Here is a 17,086-nt window from a genome sequence, read left to right as displayed (position 1 = left end):
CTGCTGTGATCGGGGCATGAGCGATCAGTTGCTAACCGAATTCGACCACCGGACGATTGATGCCGACGGGGTCGGCATCAACGTCCGCGTCGCCGGGGACGGCCCACCGGTCCTCCTGCTGCACGGCTACCCGCAGACGCACCTGATCTGGCACCACGTCGCCCCTCTCCTGGCCGCCACACACACCGTGGTACTCACCGATCTGCGCGGCTACGGCGACAGCGACAAACGGCCCTCCGACGCCGAACATGCCCCATACGCCAAGCGCTCCATGGCGCACGATCAGTTGCTCGTGATGCGGCAACTGGGGTTCGAGCGCTTCGCCGTTGCCGGGCACGACCGAGGAGGCCGGGTCGCCCACCGGCTGGCCCTCGACCACCCGAAGGCCGTCCGCGCACTCGCGGTGCTCGACATCGTGCCCACCCGGTACGCCTTCCGGAACGCCGATGCCGCGTTCGGCCAGGGCTACTACCACTGGTTCTTCCTCACCGCCGGCAACGGGATCCCGGAACATCTCATCGGCCAGGATCCCGAGTTCTGGATCCGGGCCCGAATGGGCGCCCGCCATTCCGGGGGCACGCCCTTCCACCCGTCCGCGCAGGCCGAATACATCCGCTGCTTCTCCCGTCCCGACGCCATTCACGCCTCCTGCGAGGACTACCGGGCCGCAGCCACTGTCGACCTGGAACACGACGACGCCGACGCCTCGGTCGGCCACCGCGTCAGCGCCCCGGTCCTGGCGCTGTGGGGCGAGCACAGCTTCGTCGGGAGGCACTACGACGTACTGGAGGTCTGGCGTGACTACGCCGACCATGTGCACGGCCAGGCCCTGCCGTGCGACCACTACCTCCCCGAGGAGGCTCCCGTCCAGACCGCACAACAGCTTCAGGCGTTCCTGACAGAGCAGCGCCGCTGACCGTCCACGCGTTCCACGACCGGCGGCCCACTCCATCGGGGTTCGAGATCTTCCGGCCGGACGGACGTACTCGGCGGCCTCAACCGGTCGCCGTTGCGGTGGTCAGCCGACGTGGGGCTTCCAGGCCGCCGGGTCGGCACCGTAGGGGACGAGTCGTTCGACGCGCGGCAGTGACATGTCGGAGAATGTCAGTGGTGGGGCGAGGTTGGTGACGGCGCCGTAGGCGGTGTCGAATGTGACTGTCCGCGGCGGGTGGGTGTCCTTCTCCGGCGCTCCTGCCAGGAGTTGTTCGTCGATCAGGCCGAGCTCCTGTACCCACATCGCACTGCGCGTGAGGGAGAGGCGCACGTGGTAGGAACCGCCCTCCACGGACCGACGCAGCAGGGCGGCCATCATCCCTGCAGCGGCCAGGTAGCCGGTGACGAGGTCGGCCAGGTAGAAGACCGGGGAGAACCGGGGCCGGCCCGGCGCCCCCTCGCGCGCGGCAAAGCCGGAGGCGACCTGTCCGTTCTGATCGAAGCCCGGCCGGTCGGCCCAGGGGCCCTCGTGGCCGTAGGCGTTGGCGCTCATGTACACGATGCCGCGCGAGCTGCCGGCCGCCAGCTCGGCGGGGGTGAGGCCGAACCGGTCGTTGACGTCCGGTCGCCAGGTGGTGGTGAACACGTCGGCTCCGGCGGCCAGTTCCCGCATGACACCGAGTTGGACGGGCTCGCGCAGGTCGAGGTATGCGCAGTGCTTTCCGACGTCGACGCCGAGGTGCTGGGCCAAGGTGTCCGCATACCGAGGGGCGCTGATGTGGAGCACCTCGGCACCGAATTCGGCGAGAGTCCGCGCGCTGCGCGAGCCGGCCAGGACGTGAGTGAAGTCCAGGACGCGCAGCCCGTCGAGCGGGAAGGCGGCGGCCGGCGTCCAGGGCACGGGGGCGCTGTCCGCGATCTTCACGATCTCCACGACGGGCGTACGCTCAAGGAGCCGACCCTGCGGCTGTTCCAGCCACTGTTCCCGAGTGAAGGCCCGGCAGCACGGCAGGCCCACGGCCGCCAGGGCCTCCTCCAGGTCCGCCGAGTCCCAGCGCGCGACCTCGCGGGCGAGAGCTTCGCGGTTGTTGCCGCAGTCGAAGAAGTTCAGGTAGCCATCGAGCAGCTTGGCGTAGGGAGGCCCGGCCTCCAGCATCACGTAGCGGCCGTCGGCGCACGCGAACAGTCCATTGGTGGCGACGTGTTCGGCGCCCACGTCGATGCCGTGACCAGACTGGCGGACGAAGTGCGTGGGGTGGAGGTAGTGCAGGGCGTGCTGGATGTCGATCTCCACGTCGCCGGTCCGGCCTGTGCGCCGCTCCCAGATCGCGGCTGCGGCTGCGCCGATCGCGAGCTGAGCCGTGGCGGAGGCCTCGCCGAGGCGGTGCGGGGAGCGGATGACGGGGTCACTCCCGTGCAAGGCCGCGTCACCGTGGAAGGCCTCGCCGAGTCCCATCTGCGCCAGCAACTGCGCCAGGGGTTTCAATTCGCCCTTGCTGAGACGTCGTTGGATCACCTGTCATCCTCTCTCGGGCAGGCCGGGTGCCTCTCCTGACCCGACCGATCGCTTCGGGCGCTCACTGCGCGAGGAGATCCTGCAGATCGTCCGCTCAACCGGGGGCTACGCCCGAGACGGCCCGTGAGTGGGGTCTTCCAGGTCGTGTTCGCGCGCGTAGGCGATGAGCTTGCGCGGCGCCCGGCCGATGTGCTCGGCCAGGGCGGCCACGGCGGCATCCGCGTCCCGGGCCAGGGCGAAATCCCGCAGTTGGCGGTGCTCGGTGGCCAGGTCGCGTACCTGGTCTTCGGTCAGGGCCCAGTACCAGCGCCGGTAGAGTTCGGCGTTGTCGCGCAGGGAGTTGACGACTCCCTCCAGGCGCGGGCTCCGCGCGCCCGACAGCAGCGCCTGGTGGAAGGCCCTGTGGGCGGCGGGCCAGTCCTCGTTCAACCGACCGTCCGCTCCGTCGACCGCGGTGCGCTCGAGCGTGTGGTGCGCCGCCACGACTGCAGACTCCCATTCCAGTCCGCCCAGGGCGATCGCCTGCCGCAGCGCGAGCGACTCCAGCTGCACCCGCGTCTGCGTCAGGTCGGACAGATCGTCGACCGACAGGGGCATCACGCTGAACCCACGCTGCGGGTTCGATACGACGAGCCCCTGCTCGGCGAGCCGGGTGAGCGCCTCGCGAACCACCGACATGCTCACGCCGAATCGTGCCCCGAGGGCGACCAGCTTGAGCCGCTGCCCCGGAGCGAGGACCCCGTTGAGCAGGTCGCTCCGGATCCCGTCGAAGACGTCTTCGGTACGCGTTGAATTCTCCTTGGCCACCCGAACACTCTAGCCACCTAACGCAATAACTTGCAATTAACGACATTTGGCTGGATCAACGACATAAAGGCCCCACCCTGCCGGGGCGGGTGGGGGCCACGATGATCCCGAGCTTGGACGCGGCGCCACCCCTTTCTGGGAAATGGGGGTGCGGCGACATGGTGGGGAGCGCGTTGCTCAGGGACGCAGTGCCAGGGCCACACCCCAGGAGTCCTCGAACATGTAGTAGCGGCTGATGCGGCCCTCGGCATTGACGACGATGTCCACCGCGAACGGCGTGTCGATCACCTTGCCCGTCGAGCGCACCACGACCCGTGCCCGACCGATCAGCACCGCGTTGGAACCATCGACGATGACGCGCTCGATCTCAAAGAGCTCGCGGTCGGTGAGTCCACCCATCGTCCGGAAGAACTCCGGGATGGCGTCGACCTGGCGGCGGCCCACCCAGGGGACGATCTCCGGGTCCCCGGGGATCTCCCAGTGGGCGTCGTCCGCGAACAGCTCCACCACGGCCGGGATGTCACCCTCCCCCATGCGCTTGAGGAGTTCGTTCACCACATCGCGTGTCTGGTCGCTCATGACTGTCTCCATCTCCGCCGAACGGGTTCGGCTTCTCAGACTGTGCTTTTGCGTAGTTGATGCCGGGCTGCAGGCCGGTCAGGCAGCGCCCTGCGCTCCGGATCCCGCCACCAGCCGGTTGGTCAGTGAACCGATGCCCTCCACAGTGCTGACCAGGGTGCCGCCCGGCTGCAGGTAGCGCTCCGGGTCCCGGGCCATTCCCACCCCGGAAGGGGTGCCGGTGAAGATGAGGTCGCCGGGAAGGAGCGGGACGACCGCGGACAGCCGTGCGACGAGCTCGGGAACGGAGAAGATCAGATCCCGGGTCCTGCCGTCCTGGAGCACCTCGCCGTCCAGGGCGCAGGACAGTGCCAGGTCGTCGGGATCGGCGAACTCCTCGACGCTCACCAGCGAGGGGCCGATCGGGCTGAATCCCGGGTAGGACTTGCCGAGGGAGAACTGCGGTACCGGTCCGGCGAGCTGGACCGTCCGTTCGGACAGGTCCTGACCCACGGTCAGTGCCGCCACATGGCTCCACCCGTTCTTCTCCGGCACCTGGTGTCCGGGGCGTCCGATGACCGCCACCAGTTCGACCTCCCAGTCGACCCGGTCGCTGGGCAGCGCCACGGTGTCGTACGGGCCCGCGATGCTGGTGACGAACTTCGTGAACACCGCAGGCGAGGTGATCTCCGGCCGCACGCCCGCCTCGGAGACGTGCGCCCGGTAATTGAGGCCGATCCCGAAGACCTGGGCCGGCCGCAGGACCGGGGCACCGACCTGCGCGGCCGAGAAGGGGACGGCGTCGTCCAGCGAGCGGCTCTCGGCCCACTTCGAGAACTCGTCCCACCGCTCGAAGATGCGGTCGGGCTCGGCCGCGAACCTGCCGTCGCTCGCGGTCTCGACATCCAGTGCTCGATCGTCGTGCAGCAGCGCGAGCCTGCCGTCGATCCTGCCAATGCGCATGACTACTCCTGTGAGGTTGTGTGCTGCGGAAGTCAGCGGGGGCTGTGCGAGCCCGTCATAAGGGCGGCAAGGTCCTCCGGCTTGATGAAGGACGGCGGGAGCGGCGGGCCCCAGTTGTAGATACCGCGGGCTCCGTCGACGACCGAGGGCTTCCACAGCTGGTCGTCGACGATGCAGTCGAGGTCGCTGTAGTACTCCGAGAAGTTGCCGGCCGGGTCCTTGAGGTACCAGAAGAAGTTCGACCCGATGTGGTGCCGGCCCAGGCCCCAGACATGCCGTTCAGGGTGCTCCTCCAGCATCGCGGTGGCGCCGCGGCCGACCTCATCCACGTCGTCCACCTCCCACGCGGTGTGGTGGAGGAAGTCCACCGGCGCCTTCTGGACGAGGATGTTGTGGTGGTCGGTGGAGCAGCGCAGGAAGCTGGCCAGGCTGGGCACGTGGTCGGTGGCCTTGAAGCCGAGGCCCTCGATGAAGAAGCGCTGGCTCGCGTCCTGGTCACGCGAGCCGATCACCACGTGGCCCAGCTTGCGCGGCCGCACCCGGTTCGTCCGCTCCACCGCGGGGGCACGGCCGTCGGGGCGGGAGGAGCGGCCGGGGCCGTTGTACGGCATCTGCTCGGCCGGGGTCTGCTCCAGGTGCGGGGCGATCTCCAGGACCACCGTCAGGTGGGAGTTCGGGTCGGCGACTCGCAGAGATGTGGCACCCCGTTGAGCCGGCACGTCCAGCTTCGACAAGCCGGCGGCCACGCGGTCCAGGTCGTCCTGGTCGTCCACGCCGACGCCGAGCTCGACCAGCCGACGCTGTGCGGAATGGGCGAGCTTCAACTGCTCGCCGCCATCCTGGGTGGCGAAGCGGCGTACCTTCCCGTCGCCCACCGGTGTGAGGCCGAACTCCTCGTAGTATCCGGCCGCGGCTTCAACATCCGGGACGCCGAGGGTGATCGACGTCAGGCGGTGCAGGGCCATCGCGTTCTCCTTCAGATAAGGGGCTCGTCCGCAGATTGCCGACTGCTGCCCAGGTACTGACTGTCACGCATGTGTCATGGGTCGAAAGGGTCGGTCCGGAGCGGGCCACGCCTCAGGCCCGCGCCCAACGCAACTCGGTGCGGCGCCGCCCGTCGCGGTCGGTCGACAGGACGAGAGAGTCGCCGTCGAGCCGCGCCCACCGGACCTGGTCCTCGGTGAAGGGCGGCAGCCCGACGCGGACGACGTGCCGGAGCAGGCCGGTCGTGTCGGCTTCGTAATCGCCGATGTACGCCACTGCGGGCGCGTCCGCGTGGCCGGGGATCACCACGGCCACCTGGTGCGCCGGCCCGTAGTGCAGCCTCCCGGCCGGCTGTCGTCCATACGGCTCGGCCAAGAGGGTGCCGTCGGTGTTCAACTCGCGGATACTGCGCAGGGACCACGTCCCGAGCAGCCCCGAATCCCATACCGGCTGGGGTGTGGACGGCTTATCCGTGGCACTCATATCGCTCCTCTTGGTGTCGTCGGGCGGTGGCACCCGCGGATTGCCGTACTGGATGGTCAGTGGGCCAGGACTGCGTCCGGAGCGGCCCGAGTCTCTGCCGACGGTGCCGAACGATGCCGCGTTCATCTGCTGGGCACCGGCCCCCTGAACGGCACTCCTCCACTGTAGCCGAATATCGTCAAGATGCAAGAATATCGAAATTACTGCCCGAAGCCGCGTTGCAGGTTCTCCAGCCGGCTGCACCAGTGCCAGCCCAAACACCATGGGCACGCCGCGAACGCCTCCACCGTGGGGCACCAGTTGCTCGGTGTCGGCGATCGCCGGGAGTTCCGAGGCCGGATAGCCCGAGTCGGCGGGATGGCGGCTCCAGCAGGGTCCGCGTCAACGGCGGTCACCGGCAACTGCTCGGCAACGCCCGCCTCCATGTGGTGTGTAACAACCCGTTCGCCCTCAGGGCCGGGCGTGCGCTCTACACGGAACAGAAGCTCCCCGGCTGGTTCGAGGTCGGCCTGCCGTCCTTCAACGGACCCGCCGACGAGACCTGGGCATACAGTGCAAGGCCGCCACGATCGGCCCGGACGACACCCTGGAGAAGGACCCGAGCCTGCTGCTCGACGTCACGGCGAACCTGGACGGCCTCACCCCTGTCGCCGCCGACTCCGCCCGATCACCGGCCACGGCACGGACAAGTGAGGGGCGCCTCCTCGCCGGGCCCATGAACGTCTACCGGTCGTACCGCTGGTACGACTTGGTCTCCCCCGAGCACTCCGCCCGCACGCGCCTTACGGTCCACGCCCCGGACGACTGCCTCGGCCACCGAAGCCCGACCCGGCTCCGCGCAGGGTGTGACCCGGCAGATCACGTAAGCCTGCCTGACTGGGATGCCCTGCTCGCCAGGGCCGTCGACGGGGGCCGTAGTCGACCGCTCGGAGACCAAGCCCGGGTTTGGAAGGCGAGGCGGCGGTCCGGTCGCCTCGCTACCCTGCGACCGGTTCCGGCCGGAAGGCGTGGTCGACGTTCTCCTCGACCCACGAGCGGAGCGCGTTGAGCGGGATCGCGGCGCTCCGCCCGAGGGGGGTGAGGGAGTATTCGACGTGCAGCGGGGCGGCGGGGTAGACCGTGCGGTCGAGGATGCCGATGTCCTCCAGCCGGCGCAGGGTCTGAGTCAGCACCTTGGGGCTGACCCCCTGGAGTCTGCGCTGGAGCGCGCCGAACCGCTCGGGGCCCTCTTCGAGGGCGCCTATGGCGAGGGCGGACCACTTGTTGGCGAGCAGGTCGAGCAGCGCGCGGCAGGGGCACTGGGCGGCGTAGACGTCGTGGTGCGCGTGCTGGCCGCTGGGGCAGGTGGTCGTCACGTTCGCTCTCCTCACGAGGTCACTTCACAATGGGAAGTAGCAGACCTTGAAGGTAACCATACCCACGGGGATAGCGTCGTCGACGTCGAGGGAGGGCCGTCGAAAGGCCTTCCACAGGCCGGTATTTCAGGAGATGACACATGTCTGCAGACACGATGCGCGCGGTGGTTCAGGACGGTTTCGGCGGACCGGAGGTGCTGCGGGTCCAGGAGGTGCCGCGGCCGCAGCCGCTGCCGACGGAGGTGCTGGTGCGGGTGCACGCGGCCGGGATCAATCCGGTGGACTGGAAGACCCGCGGCGGCACCGGGATGGCCGGGCTGCTGGGTGAGCCGCCGTTCACGCTGGGCTGGGACGTGTCGGGTGTGGTGGAGCAGGTCGGCTTCGGTGTGACCACACTGAAGGTCGGTGACGAGGTGTACGGGATGCCGTGGTTCCCGCGCGCCGCGAACGCCTACGCCGAGTACGTGACCGCCCCGGCCAGACAGTTCGCCCACAAGCCGGCCACCGTCGACCACGTGCACGCCGCCGCCGTGCCGCTGGCGGCGCTGACCGCCTGGCAGGCCGTGGTCGACACCGCCCACGTGCAGGCCGGCCAGCGGGTCCTGATCACTGCCGCCGCCGGCGGGGTGGGCCACTTCGCGGTCCAGTTCGCCCGACACCTGGGCGCCCACGTGATCGCTACCGCCGGCGCCACCCGCCATCCCTGGCTCAAGGAACTCGGTGCGGACGAGTCCATCGACTACACCACCACCCGCTTCGAGGACGCCACCAAGGACGTCGACGTGGTCATCGACCTGGTAGGCGACGCCCACGACCGGACCAGCACCCGCTCGCTGAAGGTCCTGCGCCCCGGCGGCCTCCTGGTCGCCGTCCCGGCCGGCGTCTCGCCCGAGCTGGCCCGGGCCGCCGAGGCGGCCGGAGTGCGGGTCACCCCGTTCATGGTCGAGCCGGACGGTACCGCGCTGACCACGATCGCCGGACTGATCGACGCCGGCGAGGTCGCCGTCGAGGTGGAGGACACCTTCCCGCTCGAGCAGGCCGGCCCGGCCCACGCCCGCGGTGAGGCAGGCCGCACCCGCGGCAAGCTCGTCCTGACCGTCACCAACTGACCATCACAGCAAGCATTTCGGAGTGACACTGTGTACTACGAGATCCGCCGCTACCAGGCACAGCCCGGACGCCGGGCGGAGTGAGTGCGCTACACAGCCCGCTAATCCCCGAGGAATCCGTCGTCACCCGTGTGGTCCCCACCCCTGCCTCACTGTTGCGATGAGGCAGGCCACGGCCGCCCGCCACGCACCACCCGCACCGCAGAGCAACCAAGGAAGTCCTTCATGAGCACTGACACGATTCCGAAGTCGTCCCCCGCCTCCTCGATCACTCAGGCCGCCGCCGGCGCACTCATCGCCGCGGTACGCACCGCAGCCGCCCGGATCGGCTTCATGGCGGCCGTCGCCGTCACCGACCGGGGCGGGCACCTCAAGGCGTTCGACCGCGCCGACGACGCGCCCTTCCTGACCGCCGAGGTCGCCCTCGACAAGGCCTGGACCGCCGCCTCGTTCCACACCCCCACCCACGCGTGGAACGACTACCTGACCAACCCGCGGATCGCACCGCTGGCCGGCCACCCCCGCCTGATGCCCGTCGGCGGCGGCTACCCGATCATCGAGAACGGCCGGTGCGTCGGGGGACTCGGGATCTCCGGCGGCACCTACGAGCAGGACCAGCAGGCCGCCGAGGAAGCCCTGACCGCCCTCGGGTTCGAACTGCCCATGCTGTAGCCGGCCCCGCTCGGGGAGCGGGCAGGAACCGACCGGGGTGCGCCGGGTTCGTGGGCTCTGACCGGGGGCGCGTCACCACAGCCGCTTGCGCCGGTACCTCACGCTCCCGGTCTCCCCCACCGCGTCGTAGCCGTCGGCACGGCGCCAGCGGGCACTGTCGTAACCGATGGTGTCGGCCCAGGGTCCGGCGATTCCGCACAGCTGGTTCCACAGGCGGAACTTCGCGCGCAGCGCACTGCGTGAACCGTCGTCGCACTCGAATACGTCCCGGAGTTCCCGGCACAGGAGGAAGAGAGCGTGCTGGAAGGACACGACGGTGCAGTAGACGCCGTTGCCGAAGCCGTGGGCACGCCGCACGTCGTCGGTCTGCGACGTGAGGAACGCTTCCAGGGCGTCCACGTCGGCAAGTGTGAGGTCCGCGGCGTAGCGCAGTTCGCGAACCGCGGGCGGGGACTGGGTGACAGCGCTCATGGGGGCTCCCTTTCGGCAGAGTTGGGCTTGTCGGCTCCACCACGACTAACGATGTCCTCTTATTTCGGACATGGGTTGCTTATTCGGAATCTGTGCTTGGAATCCGCGCAGCGACCGGCCAGTGGACATCTGGCCGAAATCACAGGCTGGCGGCGGCCACCTCGCGCGACGAAGATGCTCCCCTGCCGTATGGGGCCGGTCTGAGGGGTGGGAAGCGGATGGCTTTACGACGAAGAAGGTTGCGGGGCGGACGGGTTGGGGCACTGTCGCATGGCGCGGTCGCGCTGGCGCTCGCCTGCGCCGGGGCCGGGGCCGTGGCCGCCCCCGCAGCAGCGAGCACGCCCGCACCGGCCACATCGTCCGGAACGGTCTCCGGGGCGGCGTGCTCCACGGACACCGGCGCCAAGGGTCTGGCCGGCAGTCCGGTTTCCGGCAGCCTGGTCTCCGTGGCCCGTGCGGACGGCCGGACAGCCCAGTTCCAGCTCTTCTACGACGCCACGGCGACCAGGGGCCTGCCCTTCGTCTGGCACCGTGAGCAGGACGCGCCGGGCGGCGCGTACGGGCCCTGGCAGCGGGTGGGCACGACGACCGTGGGCCCGAAGAACTACTCGGTCGCCGCGATCGAGAATTCCGCGGGCGATCTGGAACTGCTGTTCCCCACCTTCGGCACGTTCTGCCACATGGTGGAGGACGACAGTGAAGGAGGCTGGAGCACCCCGGAGACGTTCGGCCTCGCACCGTCGCCGTACCACGGCGGAGTCGTGCTGTTCAAGGAACGGGACGGCAGCATCGACGCCTTCGCCTCGGGGCCGGGGAACGGCAACGCGATGGAGCTGCGTCATCAGCGGAACGCCGACGACGGCTGGGGCCCGGTCCGATCCACCGGGCGGGTCCCGGACCCGAACGCCGGGCTGAGCCAGCCGAGCACCGTGGAGCAACTCGCGGACGGGAGGCTCCATCTGACCGCCCGCGAGTGGAACAGGGACCGCACGTGGGAGGTCTACCAGGCGGCACCGGGCGGCGGCTGGGACGCCTGGAAGCTGCTGTCCCCGGTCTCCGCCCACGCCCGGCAGGCCGTCCCCGCCGCCGGGCCACGGCTGAACGTGAACCCGACCGACGCCCTCCTGGACGGCGACATCGTCGAGTTCACGATCGCGGGCGGCCCGCCCAAGCAATATGTCTGGGTCAAGCAGTGCGGGCCCTCGGCCTCCGCGACCACCTGTGACAACGCCACCGGGCGCCAGTTCCGCGTGTCCCCGGACGGCACGTACGAGGAGTCGCCGAAGAAGCTGTACGCCCGGCTCACCACCACAGCCGGGCACGTCGACTGCCGCACGGCACCGTCCGGCAACCCCTGCTCCCTGGCCCTCACCGACAACACCGGGGCCCTGCTCGCCACCACCCCGCTGCGCTTCCGCCCGCACGGCCGCCCGGAGGCTCCGCCCACCCTCGACGTCGACCCCGACGAGGACCTGGTCGACGGCCAGGCGGTGCGCGCGACGGGTCAGGGCTACGAACCGCAGTCCCACATAGCCGTCATGGAGTGCGCCACCGGCAGCCCCGGCCGCGGCTGCCGTCACGTCACAAGGCCGCCCGCGACCAGTGACGACGGCCGGGTCGACCAGACGGTCACCCTCTCCGCGACCTTCACCAGCATCGACGGCCACACCGTCGACTGCCGCACCGAGGGCGCCTGCGAGCTGGTGGTCTTCAGTACCCACGTCCGCGGCCCGGAATCCGTCCGCCACCCGCTCGACTTCGCACAGGCCGGTCGGCGGACAACGGCCCGCTCATGACATCTGTCAAGGTGCACCGATGACAGAGCGCTCTACTGCCGGACGTCCTCTCACGAGAAGGTGATCTCGTACCACCGGATCGCGAGAGGACCGCACCACCATGTCGAAACGCGTCACCGCGGCGCTGATCAACGCCTTGGTCGGTGATACGGAGATCCAATCAGAACAGTGCCAGGCCCTCGCCGCTGGTGTCCGCGATGACCGGCCGGGGCTGGGTGGGGAGGCCGTCCAGGCGGTCGGGTCCGGCCGCGGCGGCCACGGCAGGGGCCGTCTCGGCCAGCCAGACACGAAACCGTTCGACGGCTTCGCGGTAGGGGACTTGCGCCAGGACACGGTGCTCGCCGGAAGGGCAGAAGTCGACGGCGACCGTGAGCAGGCAGGAACGGGGTGCCTGCTGGCTGCCTGTCCAGGACACTCGCAGGACTCCGCAGGGTTCGCGTCCGCGGGAGGCTGGGTGGGTCGGGCGCAGTGACCGGCAGGCTATGTGGGCGGTCCATGCGGCGAGGTGTGGCAGGGGCAGGGTGGTGCGTGCGCGGCAGCCGGGGCAGCGGTGCCAGTGGCGGAGCCAGTTGTCGGTGTCGGTGTGGAAGAGGCGTGTGTAGCGGTTCGCCACGCGGATGTCGTTGCTGTAGAGGTGGTCGGGGCGTTCTTGTGTGTTGCAGGACTGGCAGACGGGGGCGCGGGCGTAGCCGTGTTCGTGGCAGTGGTCGAGGACGGTGGCGGGCGCGGTGCGGCAGACGGCGCATGCCCACCCGGCCACTCTGCGGGAGATGCCGGGTTTCCTGCTGAGCACCGAGTACAGCTGGCCTTCCAGCTCTGCGTTGTACGGGCGCGGTGAGGCAGTGATGCCCTCGGGGGTCGCGGTCTGCCGGGGGCGGGAGGGCGGCCCGCTGACGGTTGCGCTTGCCTGGCGGGTCCGCGCGGCCTGTACCCACTGCGCTTCGGCGTGCTCGGCCGCATCGAGCAGCCTGACCACAGCACGCGGCAGCCACCACGTCCGCTGAGCCCCGTCACGGGTGCGTTCCACGAGTATCTGGTGCCAGTCGATGCCCGCCAGAGGGTACGGCCGGCCGTCTTCACCCTGCACTTCCCGCATGATGCGCCGGCGCCAGCGCAGCGGTGTTTCCTCGTGGCACTCCTGCCGTGGAGCCCCACGAAAGGGACCGATGCGGACCAAGTCCTGCCGGTCCATGCCCACCGCGTTCAGTTCCGCGGCCGCCCGGCGCACCTCAGCCTCCGCAACACTCCACTGACCACCGCTCGCCCTCACCGTCGCCACCACGTGGCCGCCGAGCAGGACGTACCCCACCCGGGCACAGGCAGGAGAGCGGGTGAATGTCCCAGAAGCCGTCGGCACAGCACTGCCGGCCGTCAAATCAACCCACAAAGCATCCGCGACGCCCAGGGTGATCAGGCCGTCCGTGCGACCGGGCATGACACGCTCTGACATACCGACAGAATAACGGCCCGCAACTCCCTGTTGCTGAGCATCTGGTCGTCAGTACCTCGGGGTTCAGCTCAGCCAGTCATGTAGCGCGTCCATAGCTCGATCGGCAGCGAACTGCCCACCGTACAGCTGGGTGTTCCGCCGATTCCGTCCAATGGGAGCAGCTCCTGCGTCCTGGGGTCGATACGGGCGAGCGAGACCGCGGTCGACAGGGAGTCGCGGTAGCCGACGTACCAAGCGGACTTGTTGTCCTGCGCGGTGCCGGTCTTGCCGGCCGTGCCGGGCCCGGCGGCCTGCGCCGGCTTCGCTGTGCCGTCGCGGACCGCCTCGCGCAGCGCGTCGTCCACGGCGCCCGCCACGTGCGGCGGCAGGGCCTGTTCGGGCTCCGGCCTCTCCACGGGCACGTCGTCGCCGTTGCGCCGGAGTCCGGCGACCGAGTACGGCTCGGTGTGCCGGCCTTTGGCGGCGAATGTGGCGTAGGCGTCGGCCATGCGGATGGCGCTGGGCGTGGAGGTGCCGAGCGGGAACGACGGCAGTTTCTCTCCGAGGCTGTTCTCCAGCAGGCCTGCCTGCACGCCTGCCTTGCCGACCCGGTCCAGCCCCACGTCCATGCCCAGCTGCATCATGGGGGTGTTGACCGACTGTGCGACCGCGTCCTTGAGTGAGATCTTCCCCCAGGACTCGTCGCCGTCGTTGACCGCCTTGACGATCTTTCCCGACCGGTCCCAGTAGGGGCCCTCCGGGGTGTGCAGCGAGACTTTGTTGTCGCCGTCGTAGAGCGTCGCCGGGGTCACGGGTGTGCGGGGTTTGCCGCGCTCGCGCTGCACCCCGTCGCGCAAGGCCGCCGCGTAGACGAAGGGGGTGAAGGCGCTGCCCGCCGGCACGACGGACGAATTGGCGTCGTTGAAGCCTTGTTCGAGGTAGTCCGGCCCACCGTACAGGGCGACGATGCGTCCGTCGGTGGTCACCGACGCGGCCCCGATGCGCACATCGCGGTCGGCCGCGCGCCGGTCCGGGGCCAGACCGTCCCGTGCCTGCTCGGCCGCCCGGGTGAGCGCTGCCATCCGCTTCTTCTCGAATGTTGTGCGGATCTGGTAGCCGCCGAGCGCGAAGTCCCGCTCGGAGACGTCGGAGTGGGCCAGCAGATAGGCGCGGGCCGTGTCGACGAGGTAGCCGGTCTGGCCGGTCAGCCCGGTGGCCTTGGGCGGGGCGATGGGTTCGGGGAAGTGCGTGTACTGCGCGCGCTCCCGCTTGGAGAGTTTGCCGGTGGCCACCATCCGGTCCAGGACCCAGTTCCAGCGCTCCACCGCGCGCTTGTGGTTCTCGGCGCCGGCCGCCGGGTCGTAGAGCGCGGCCCCCTTGAGCAGGGACGCGAGGAAGGCGCCCTCGCTCGCGTTCAGCTGCGAGACGTCCTTGCCGTAGTAGGCGCGGGCGGCCCGCTGGATGCCGTAGGTACCGCGCCCGTACCAGCTGGTGTTGAGGTACTGCTCAAGGATCTCGTCCTTGCTCATCCTGTTGTCGAGCTTGATCGCGATGAACATCTCGGTGAGCTTGCGCGAGAAGGTCTGCTCCTGGTTGAGATAAGCGTTCTTCACGTACTGCTGGGTGATGGTCGAACCGCCCTGGGTGTCGCCCCCGGTGACCATCTTGGAGACCGCGCGGACCATGCCGCTGGGGGAGATCCCGCTGTCGGAGTAGAACGTCTCGTTCTCCGCGGCCAGCGTCGCCCAGCGGACCTTCTCGGGCACCTGGTCCAGCGGCGTGTCCTGCCGGTCGACCTCGCCGGTGCGGGCCATCTCACTGCCGTCGGCCCAGTAGTAGACGTTGTCCTGCTGAGTGGCGAAGGCTTTGAGGTCGGCGGGTATCCCGGTGCGCAGGTACATGACGGTCAGCAACCCGGCCATGACGGTGGCGGCGGAGCCGAGCAGCCCCAGGGTCTGGCGCCACGACGGTATCCAGCGCCTGAACCCCGTCCGGCCGGGGCGGGGATAGGCGGGTCGGAATCGTGACCCGACGGGCGGGACTTCCCACGTCCGGGGCAGGAGTGCGTACAGGCGGGGGCGAATGATCACTGGACCGTCCGGCAACAGGGCAGGGGCCCGGCCGCCGGGGGGAGGCGGCCGGGCCGGTACGGGGGGTGGTGGGTCAGCTGACGGCGGACTTGCAGGTGGTGGGGGTCGCGTGCGCCGGGTCGAGCGCGTTGGCCACCTCGTGGAAGGCGATCGTGTCGATCGTGCCGATCGCGGCGTGCTCGGAGATGTCCCACTTGCACAGGTCCTGGAGGACGACGTTGCGGACGTCCGGGCCGGACAGGAACTGGGTCTTGTACGGGGTGACCACCTCGTCGTACTTGGTCGCGATGACCGTGTACTTCACCCCGGGCACGGTGTCACCGCCGGCGTTGAGCTTCTTCATGAACTCCGACCCCACCAACTGGTCCTCGGCGCCCGGCATCGCGAGGGAGACGACCTTGCGGGCGCCCGGTACAGCGTCGATGAGGCGGGACAGCCCCGAGGCGGTGGTGCCGTGGTTGGACGGGGCGATGCCCACGAGCTTGTCGACCTTGGCGGCGCCGCCAAGGAACTTGAGGTAGTAGCGCGGCAGGGCGCCGCCGCCCTGGGAGTGACCGACCAGATCCACCTTCCCGGCACCGGTCGACTGCCGGACCTTGTCCACGAACGTGGACAGCTGCCCGGCCGACTTCTCGATCGATTCGAGGCCGTTGAAGAGCGGCACCCCGGCCTTCTGCCCGTAGTCGAGCGAGTAGACGCAGTAGCCGCGCTTGACCAGGTACGGGGCCAGCACGAGCCAGTTGTCCCAGGAGTTGGCGAAGGTGCCGTGCGCCAGGACGACGGGCCGGGGGTGGGCGGCGGACGGCTTGCAGGACCAGTCGTTCCAGCCGCTGGTGACGGTCTTCTCCGCCGTCGTACCGGCCGTGGCCGCCGATGCGGAGGGCGACCCGAAGGACAGGGCCAGCGCCAGCGCCGAGACGGCACCGGCGAGGACGCGGAGCGTTCTTCTGCGTACGGACATGGAGCTACCTCGCAAGTGGGGAGTGACAGCACCGGCTTCGTACCGGCAGACGGGGTCAGCTGACGGCGGACATGCAGGTGGTGGGGGTCGCGTGCGCCGGGTCGAGCGCGTTCTTCACCTCGTGGAAGGCGATGCGGTCGACCAGGCCCAGCGCGATGTGCTCGGAGACGTCGAGCTTGCACAGGTCCTGGACCACGACGTTGCGCACGTTCGGGCCCGAGAGCTGCTGCGACTTGTAGGGCGTGGCTATCTCGTCGTACTTGGTCGAGATGACCGTGTATTTCACCCCAGGCACGGTGTCGGGCTTCGAGTTCAGCTTCTTCATGAACGCGGAGCCGACGATCTGGTCCTCCAGGCCGGGGAGGGAGAGGGACAGCACGTTGCTCACGCCGGGAACCTTGCGCGCGAGGGTGCCCAGCCCGGACGCGGTCGCGCCGTGGTTGTCCGGGGCCAGGCCGATGAGCTTGTCGACCTTGGAGGCGCCGTTCATGAACTCCATGTAGTAGCGGGGCAGGGGGCCGCCGCCCTGGGAGTGGCCGACGATGTCCACCTTCTTCGTGCCCGTGGACGCCAGGACCTTGTCCACGAAGGCGGACACCTCTCCGGCCGACTTGACCAGCGGCCCCTGGCCGTTGAGCCCCGGCATGTAGGGCAGCTTGCCGTAGTCGAGGGAGTAGACGCAGTAGCCCTTGGCGGCCAGTTCCGGAGCCAGGACGAACCAGGTGTCCAGCTGGTTGGCCCAGGTGCCGTGGAGGAGGACGACGGGGTTGGGGTGGGCGGCGGACGGCTTGCAGGACCAGTTGTTCCAGCCGCTGGTGACGGTCTTGCCGGCCTCTCCGGTCTTCGCGACGGTCGGGGCGGCGGACGCGGAGGCGGCGACTGCCGTAATGGCCAGGGCCAGCGCCGAGGCGGTGCAGGCGAGGGCGGGGACGGATCTCTTGTGCGGGGACATGGGAGTG

Annotated in this window: 16 protein-coding genes; 4 read left to right on the top strand and 12 right to left on the bottom strand. The window is 69.6% G+C overall.

All coding sequences use genetic code 11. The features are described from left to right. Positions 1 to 16 precede the first annotated feature (16 nt). Positions 17 to 916 (top strand): alpha/beta fold hydrolase, encoded by a 900-nt coding sequence (locus tag ABD269_RS17040; protein WP_344118645.1) that lies wholly within the window; start codon positions 17 to 19, stop codon positions 914 to 916. Between the two features lie 102 nt (positions 917 to 1,018). Here ABD269_RS17040 and ABD269_RS17035 read toward each other — a convergent pair whose 3' ends face one another. From ABD269_RS17035 to ABD269_RS17005, 7 genes are all read right to left on the bottom strand, one after another. Beyond that, positions 1,019 to 2,449 (bottom strand): CoA transferase, encoded by a 1,431-nt coding sequence (locus ABD269_RS17035; RefSeq protein WP_344118643.1) that lies wholly within the window; start codon positions 2,447 to 2,449, stop codon positions 1,019 to 1,021. A gap of 105 nt (positions 2,450 to 2,554) precedes the next feature. Continuing rightward, entirely contained in the window at positions 2,555 to 3,256 is a 702-nt protein-coding gene (locus tag ABD269_RS17030) for a GntR family transcriptional regulator (protein ID WP_344118642.1), read from the bottom strand. A gap of 177 nt (positions 3,257 to 3,433) precedes the next feature. Then, positions 3,434 to 3,835, bottom strand: a complete 402-nt coding sequence (locus ABD269_RS17025) for a nuclear transport factor 2 family protein (RefSeq protein WP_344118641.1) — start codon at positions 3,833 to 3,835, stop codon at positions 3,434 to 3,436. A gap of 78 nt (positions 3,836 to 3,913) precedes the next feature. Further along, positions 3,914 to 4,777: a fumarylacetoacetate hydrolase family protein gene (locus tag ABD269_RS17020; RefSeq protein WP_344118640.1), complete on the bottom strand. Its 864-nt coding sequence runs from the start codon at positions 4,775 to 4,777 to the stop codon at positions 3,914 to 3,916. A gap of 32 nt (positions 4,778 to 4,809) precedes the next feature. Continuing rightward, positions 4,810 to 5,742: a VOC family protein gene (locus tag ABD269_RS17015; RefSeq protein ID WP_344118639.1), complete on the bottom strand. Its 933-nt coding sequence runs from the start codon at positions 5,740 to 5,742 to the stop codon at positions 4,810 to 4,812. A gap of 112 nt (positions 5,743 to 5,854) precedes the next feature. Beyond that, positions 5,855 to 6,244 (bottom strand): lipocalin-like domain-containing protein, encoded by a 390-nt coding sequence (locus ABD269_RS17010; protein WP_344118637.1) that lies wholly within the window; start codon positions 6,242 to 6,244, stop codon positions 5,855 to 5,857. Positions 6,245 to 7,221: 977 nt separating this feature from the next. Beyond that, entirely contained in the window at positions 7,222 to 7,599 is a 378-nt protein-coding gene (locus ABD269_RS17005) for a winged helix-turn-helix transcriptional regulator (RefSeq protein ID WP_344118636.1), read from the bottom strand. A 140-nt stretch (positions 7,600 to 7,739) separates the two neighbouring features. Between ABD269_RS17005 and ABD269_RS17000 the strand changes: the two genes are divergently transcribed. Together ABD269_RS17000 and ABD269_RS16995 are read left to right on the top strand one after the other, a co-directional pair. After that, positions 7,740 to 8,708: an NADP-dependent oxidoreductase gene (locus tag ABD269_RS17000; RefSeq protein ID WP_344118635.1), complete on the top strand. Its 969-nt coding sequence runs from the start codon at positions 7,740 to 7,742 to the stop codon at positions 8,706 to 8,708. 225 nt (positions 8,709 to 8,933) lie between these two features. After that, positions 8,934 to 9,380, top strand: a complete 447-nt coding sequence (locus ABD269_RS16995; RefSeq protein WP_344118634.1) for a GlcG/HbpS family heme-binding protein — start codon at positions 8,934 to 8,936, stop codon at positions 9,378 to 9,380. 72 nt (positions 9,381 to 9,452) lie between these two features. Here ABD269_RS16995 and ABD269_RS16990 read toward each other — a convergent pair whose 3' ends face one another. Then, complete coding sequence (locus tag ABD269_RS16990; protein ID WP_344118633.1) at positions 9,453 to 9,851, bottom strand: hypothetical protein; 399 nt, start codon at positions 9,849 to 9,851, stop codon at positions 9,453 to 9,455. 314 nt (positions 9,852 to 10,165) lie between these two features. On the opposite strand from ABD269_RS16990, the gene ABD269_RS16985 reads away from it, so the two are divergent. Then, complete coding sequence (locus ABD269_RS16985) at positions 10,166 to 11,647, top strand: neocarzinostatin apoprotein domain-containing protein (RefSeq protein ID WP_344118632.1); 1,482 nt, start codon at positions 10,166 to 10,168, stop codon at positions 11,645 to 11,647. Positions 11,648 to 11,807: 160 nt separating this feature from the next. On the opposite strand, the gene ABD269_RS16980 is transcribed toward ABD269_RS16985, so the two are convergent. The 4 genes from ABD269_RS16980 to ABD269_RS16965 all read right to left on the bottom strand — a co-directional run bounded on the left by ABD269_RS16980 (position 11,808) and on the right by ABD269_RS16965 (position 17,079). Beyond that, positions 11,808 to 12,743, bottom strand: a complete 936-nt coding sequence (locus tag ABD269_RS16980) for an endonuclease domain-containing protein (protein WP_344118680.1) — start codon at positions 12,741 to 12,743, stop codon at positions 11,808 to 11,810. 422 nt (positions 12,744 to 13,165) lie between these two features. After that, positions 13,166 to 14,998 carry a transglycosylase domain-containing protein gene (locus tag ABD269_RS16975; RefSeq protein WP_344118631.1) on the bottom strand — a complete coding sequence of 611 codons (1,833 nt, stop codon included), beginning with the start codon at positions 14,996 to 14,998 and terminating at the stop codon, positions 13,166 to 13,168. 241 nt (positions 14,999 to 15,239) lie between these two features. Beyond that, positions 15,240 to 16,127, bottom strand: coding sequence for an esterase/lipase family protein (locus ABD269_RS16970; RefSeq protein ID WP_344118630.1), 888 nt, complete (start codon positions 16,125 to 16,127; stop codon positions 15,240 to 15,242). 55 nt (positions 16,128 to 16,182) lie between these two features. After that, on the bottom strand, positions 16,183 to 17,079 hold the full coding sequence (locus tag ABD269_RS16965; protein ID WP_344118629.1) for an esterase/lipase family protein: 897 nt from the start codon (positions 17,077 to 17,079) through the stop codon (positions 16,183 to 16,185). Positions 17,080 to 17,086 lie beyond the last annotated feature (7 nt).

Source organism: Streptomyces blastmyceticus (assembly GCF_039521185.1).
Lineage (GTDB): Bacteria > Actinomycetota > Actinomycetes > Streptomycetales > Streptomycetaceae > Streptomyces > Streptomyces blastmyceticus.
This window is presented reverse-complemented; position numbering and strand designations above follow the sequence as displayed.

Coding starts and splice junctions, on each gene's coding strand:
- ABD269_RS17040 (WP_344118645.1), top strand. CDS start 17: ATGAGCGATCAGTTGCTAACCGAATTCGACCACCGGACGATTGATGCC.
- ABD269_RS17025 (WP_344118641.1), bottom strand. CDS start 3,835: ATGAGCGACCAGACACGCGATGTGGTGAACGAACTCCTCAAGCGCATG.
- ABD269_RS17020 (WP_344118640.1), bottom strand. CDS start 4,777: ATGCGCATTGGCAGGATCGACGGCAGGCTCGCGCTGCTGCACGACGAT.
- ABD269_RS17015 (WP_344118639.1), bottom strand. CDS start 5,742: ATGGCCCTGCACCGCCTGACGTCGATCACCCTCGGCGTCCCGGATGTT.
- ABD269_RS17010 (WP_344118637.1), bottom strand. CDS start 6,244: ATGAGTGCCACGGATAAGCCGTCCACACCCCAGCCGGTATGGGATTCG.
- ABD269_RS17000 (WP_344118635.1), top strand. CDS start 7,740: ATGTCTGCAGACACGATGCGCGCGGTGGTTCAGGACGGTTTCGGCGGA.
- ABD269_RS16995 (WP_344118634.1), top strand. CDS start 8,934: ATGAGCACTGACACGATTCCGAAGTCGTCCCCCGCCTCCTCGATCACT.
- ABD269_RS16990 (WP_344118633.1), bottom strand. CDS start 9,851: ATGAGCGCTGTCACCCAGTCCCCGCCCGCGGTTCGCGAACTGCGCTAC.
- ABD269_RS16980 (WP_344118680.1), bottom strand. CDS start 12,743: ATGCGGGAAGTGCAGGGTGAAGACGGCCGGCCGTACCCTCTGGCGGGC.
- ABD269_RS16975 (WP_344118631.1), bottom strand. CDS start 14,998: ATGGCCGGGTTGCTGACCGTCATGTACCTGCGCACCGGGATACCCGCC.
- ABD269_RS16970 (WP_344118630.1), bottom strand. CDS start 16,127: ATGTCCGTACGCAGAAGAACGCTCCGCGTCCTCGCCGGTGCCGTCTCG.
- ABD269_RS16965 (WP_344118629.1), bottom strand. CDS start 17,079: ATGTCCCCGCACAAGAGATCCGTCCCCGCCCTCGCCTGCACCGCCTCG.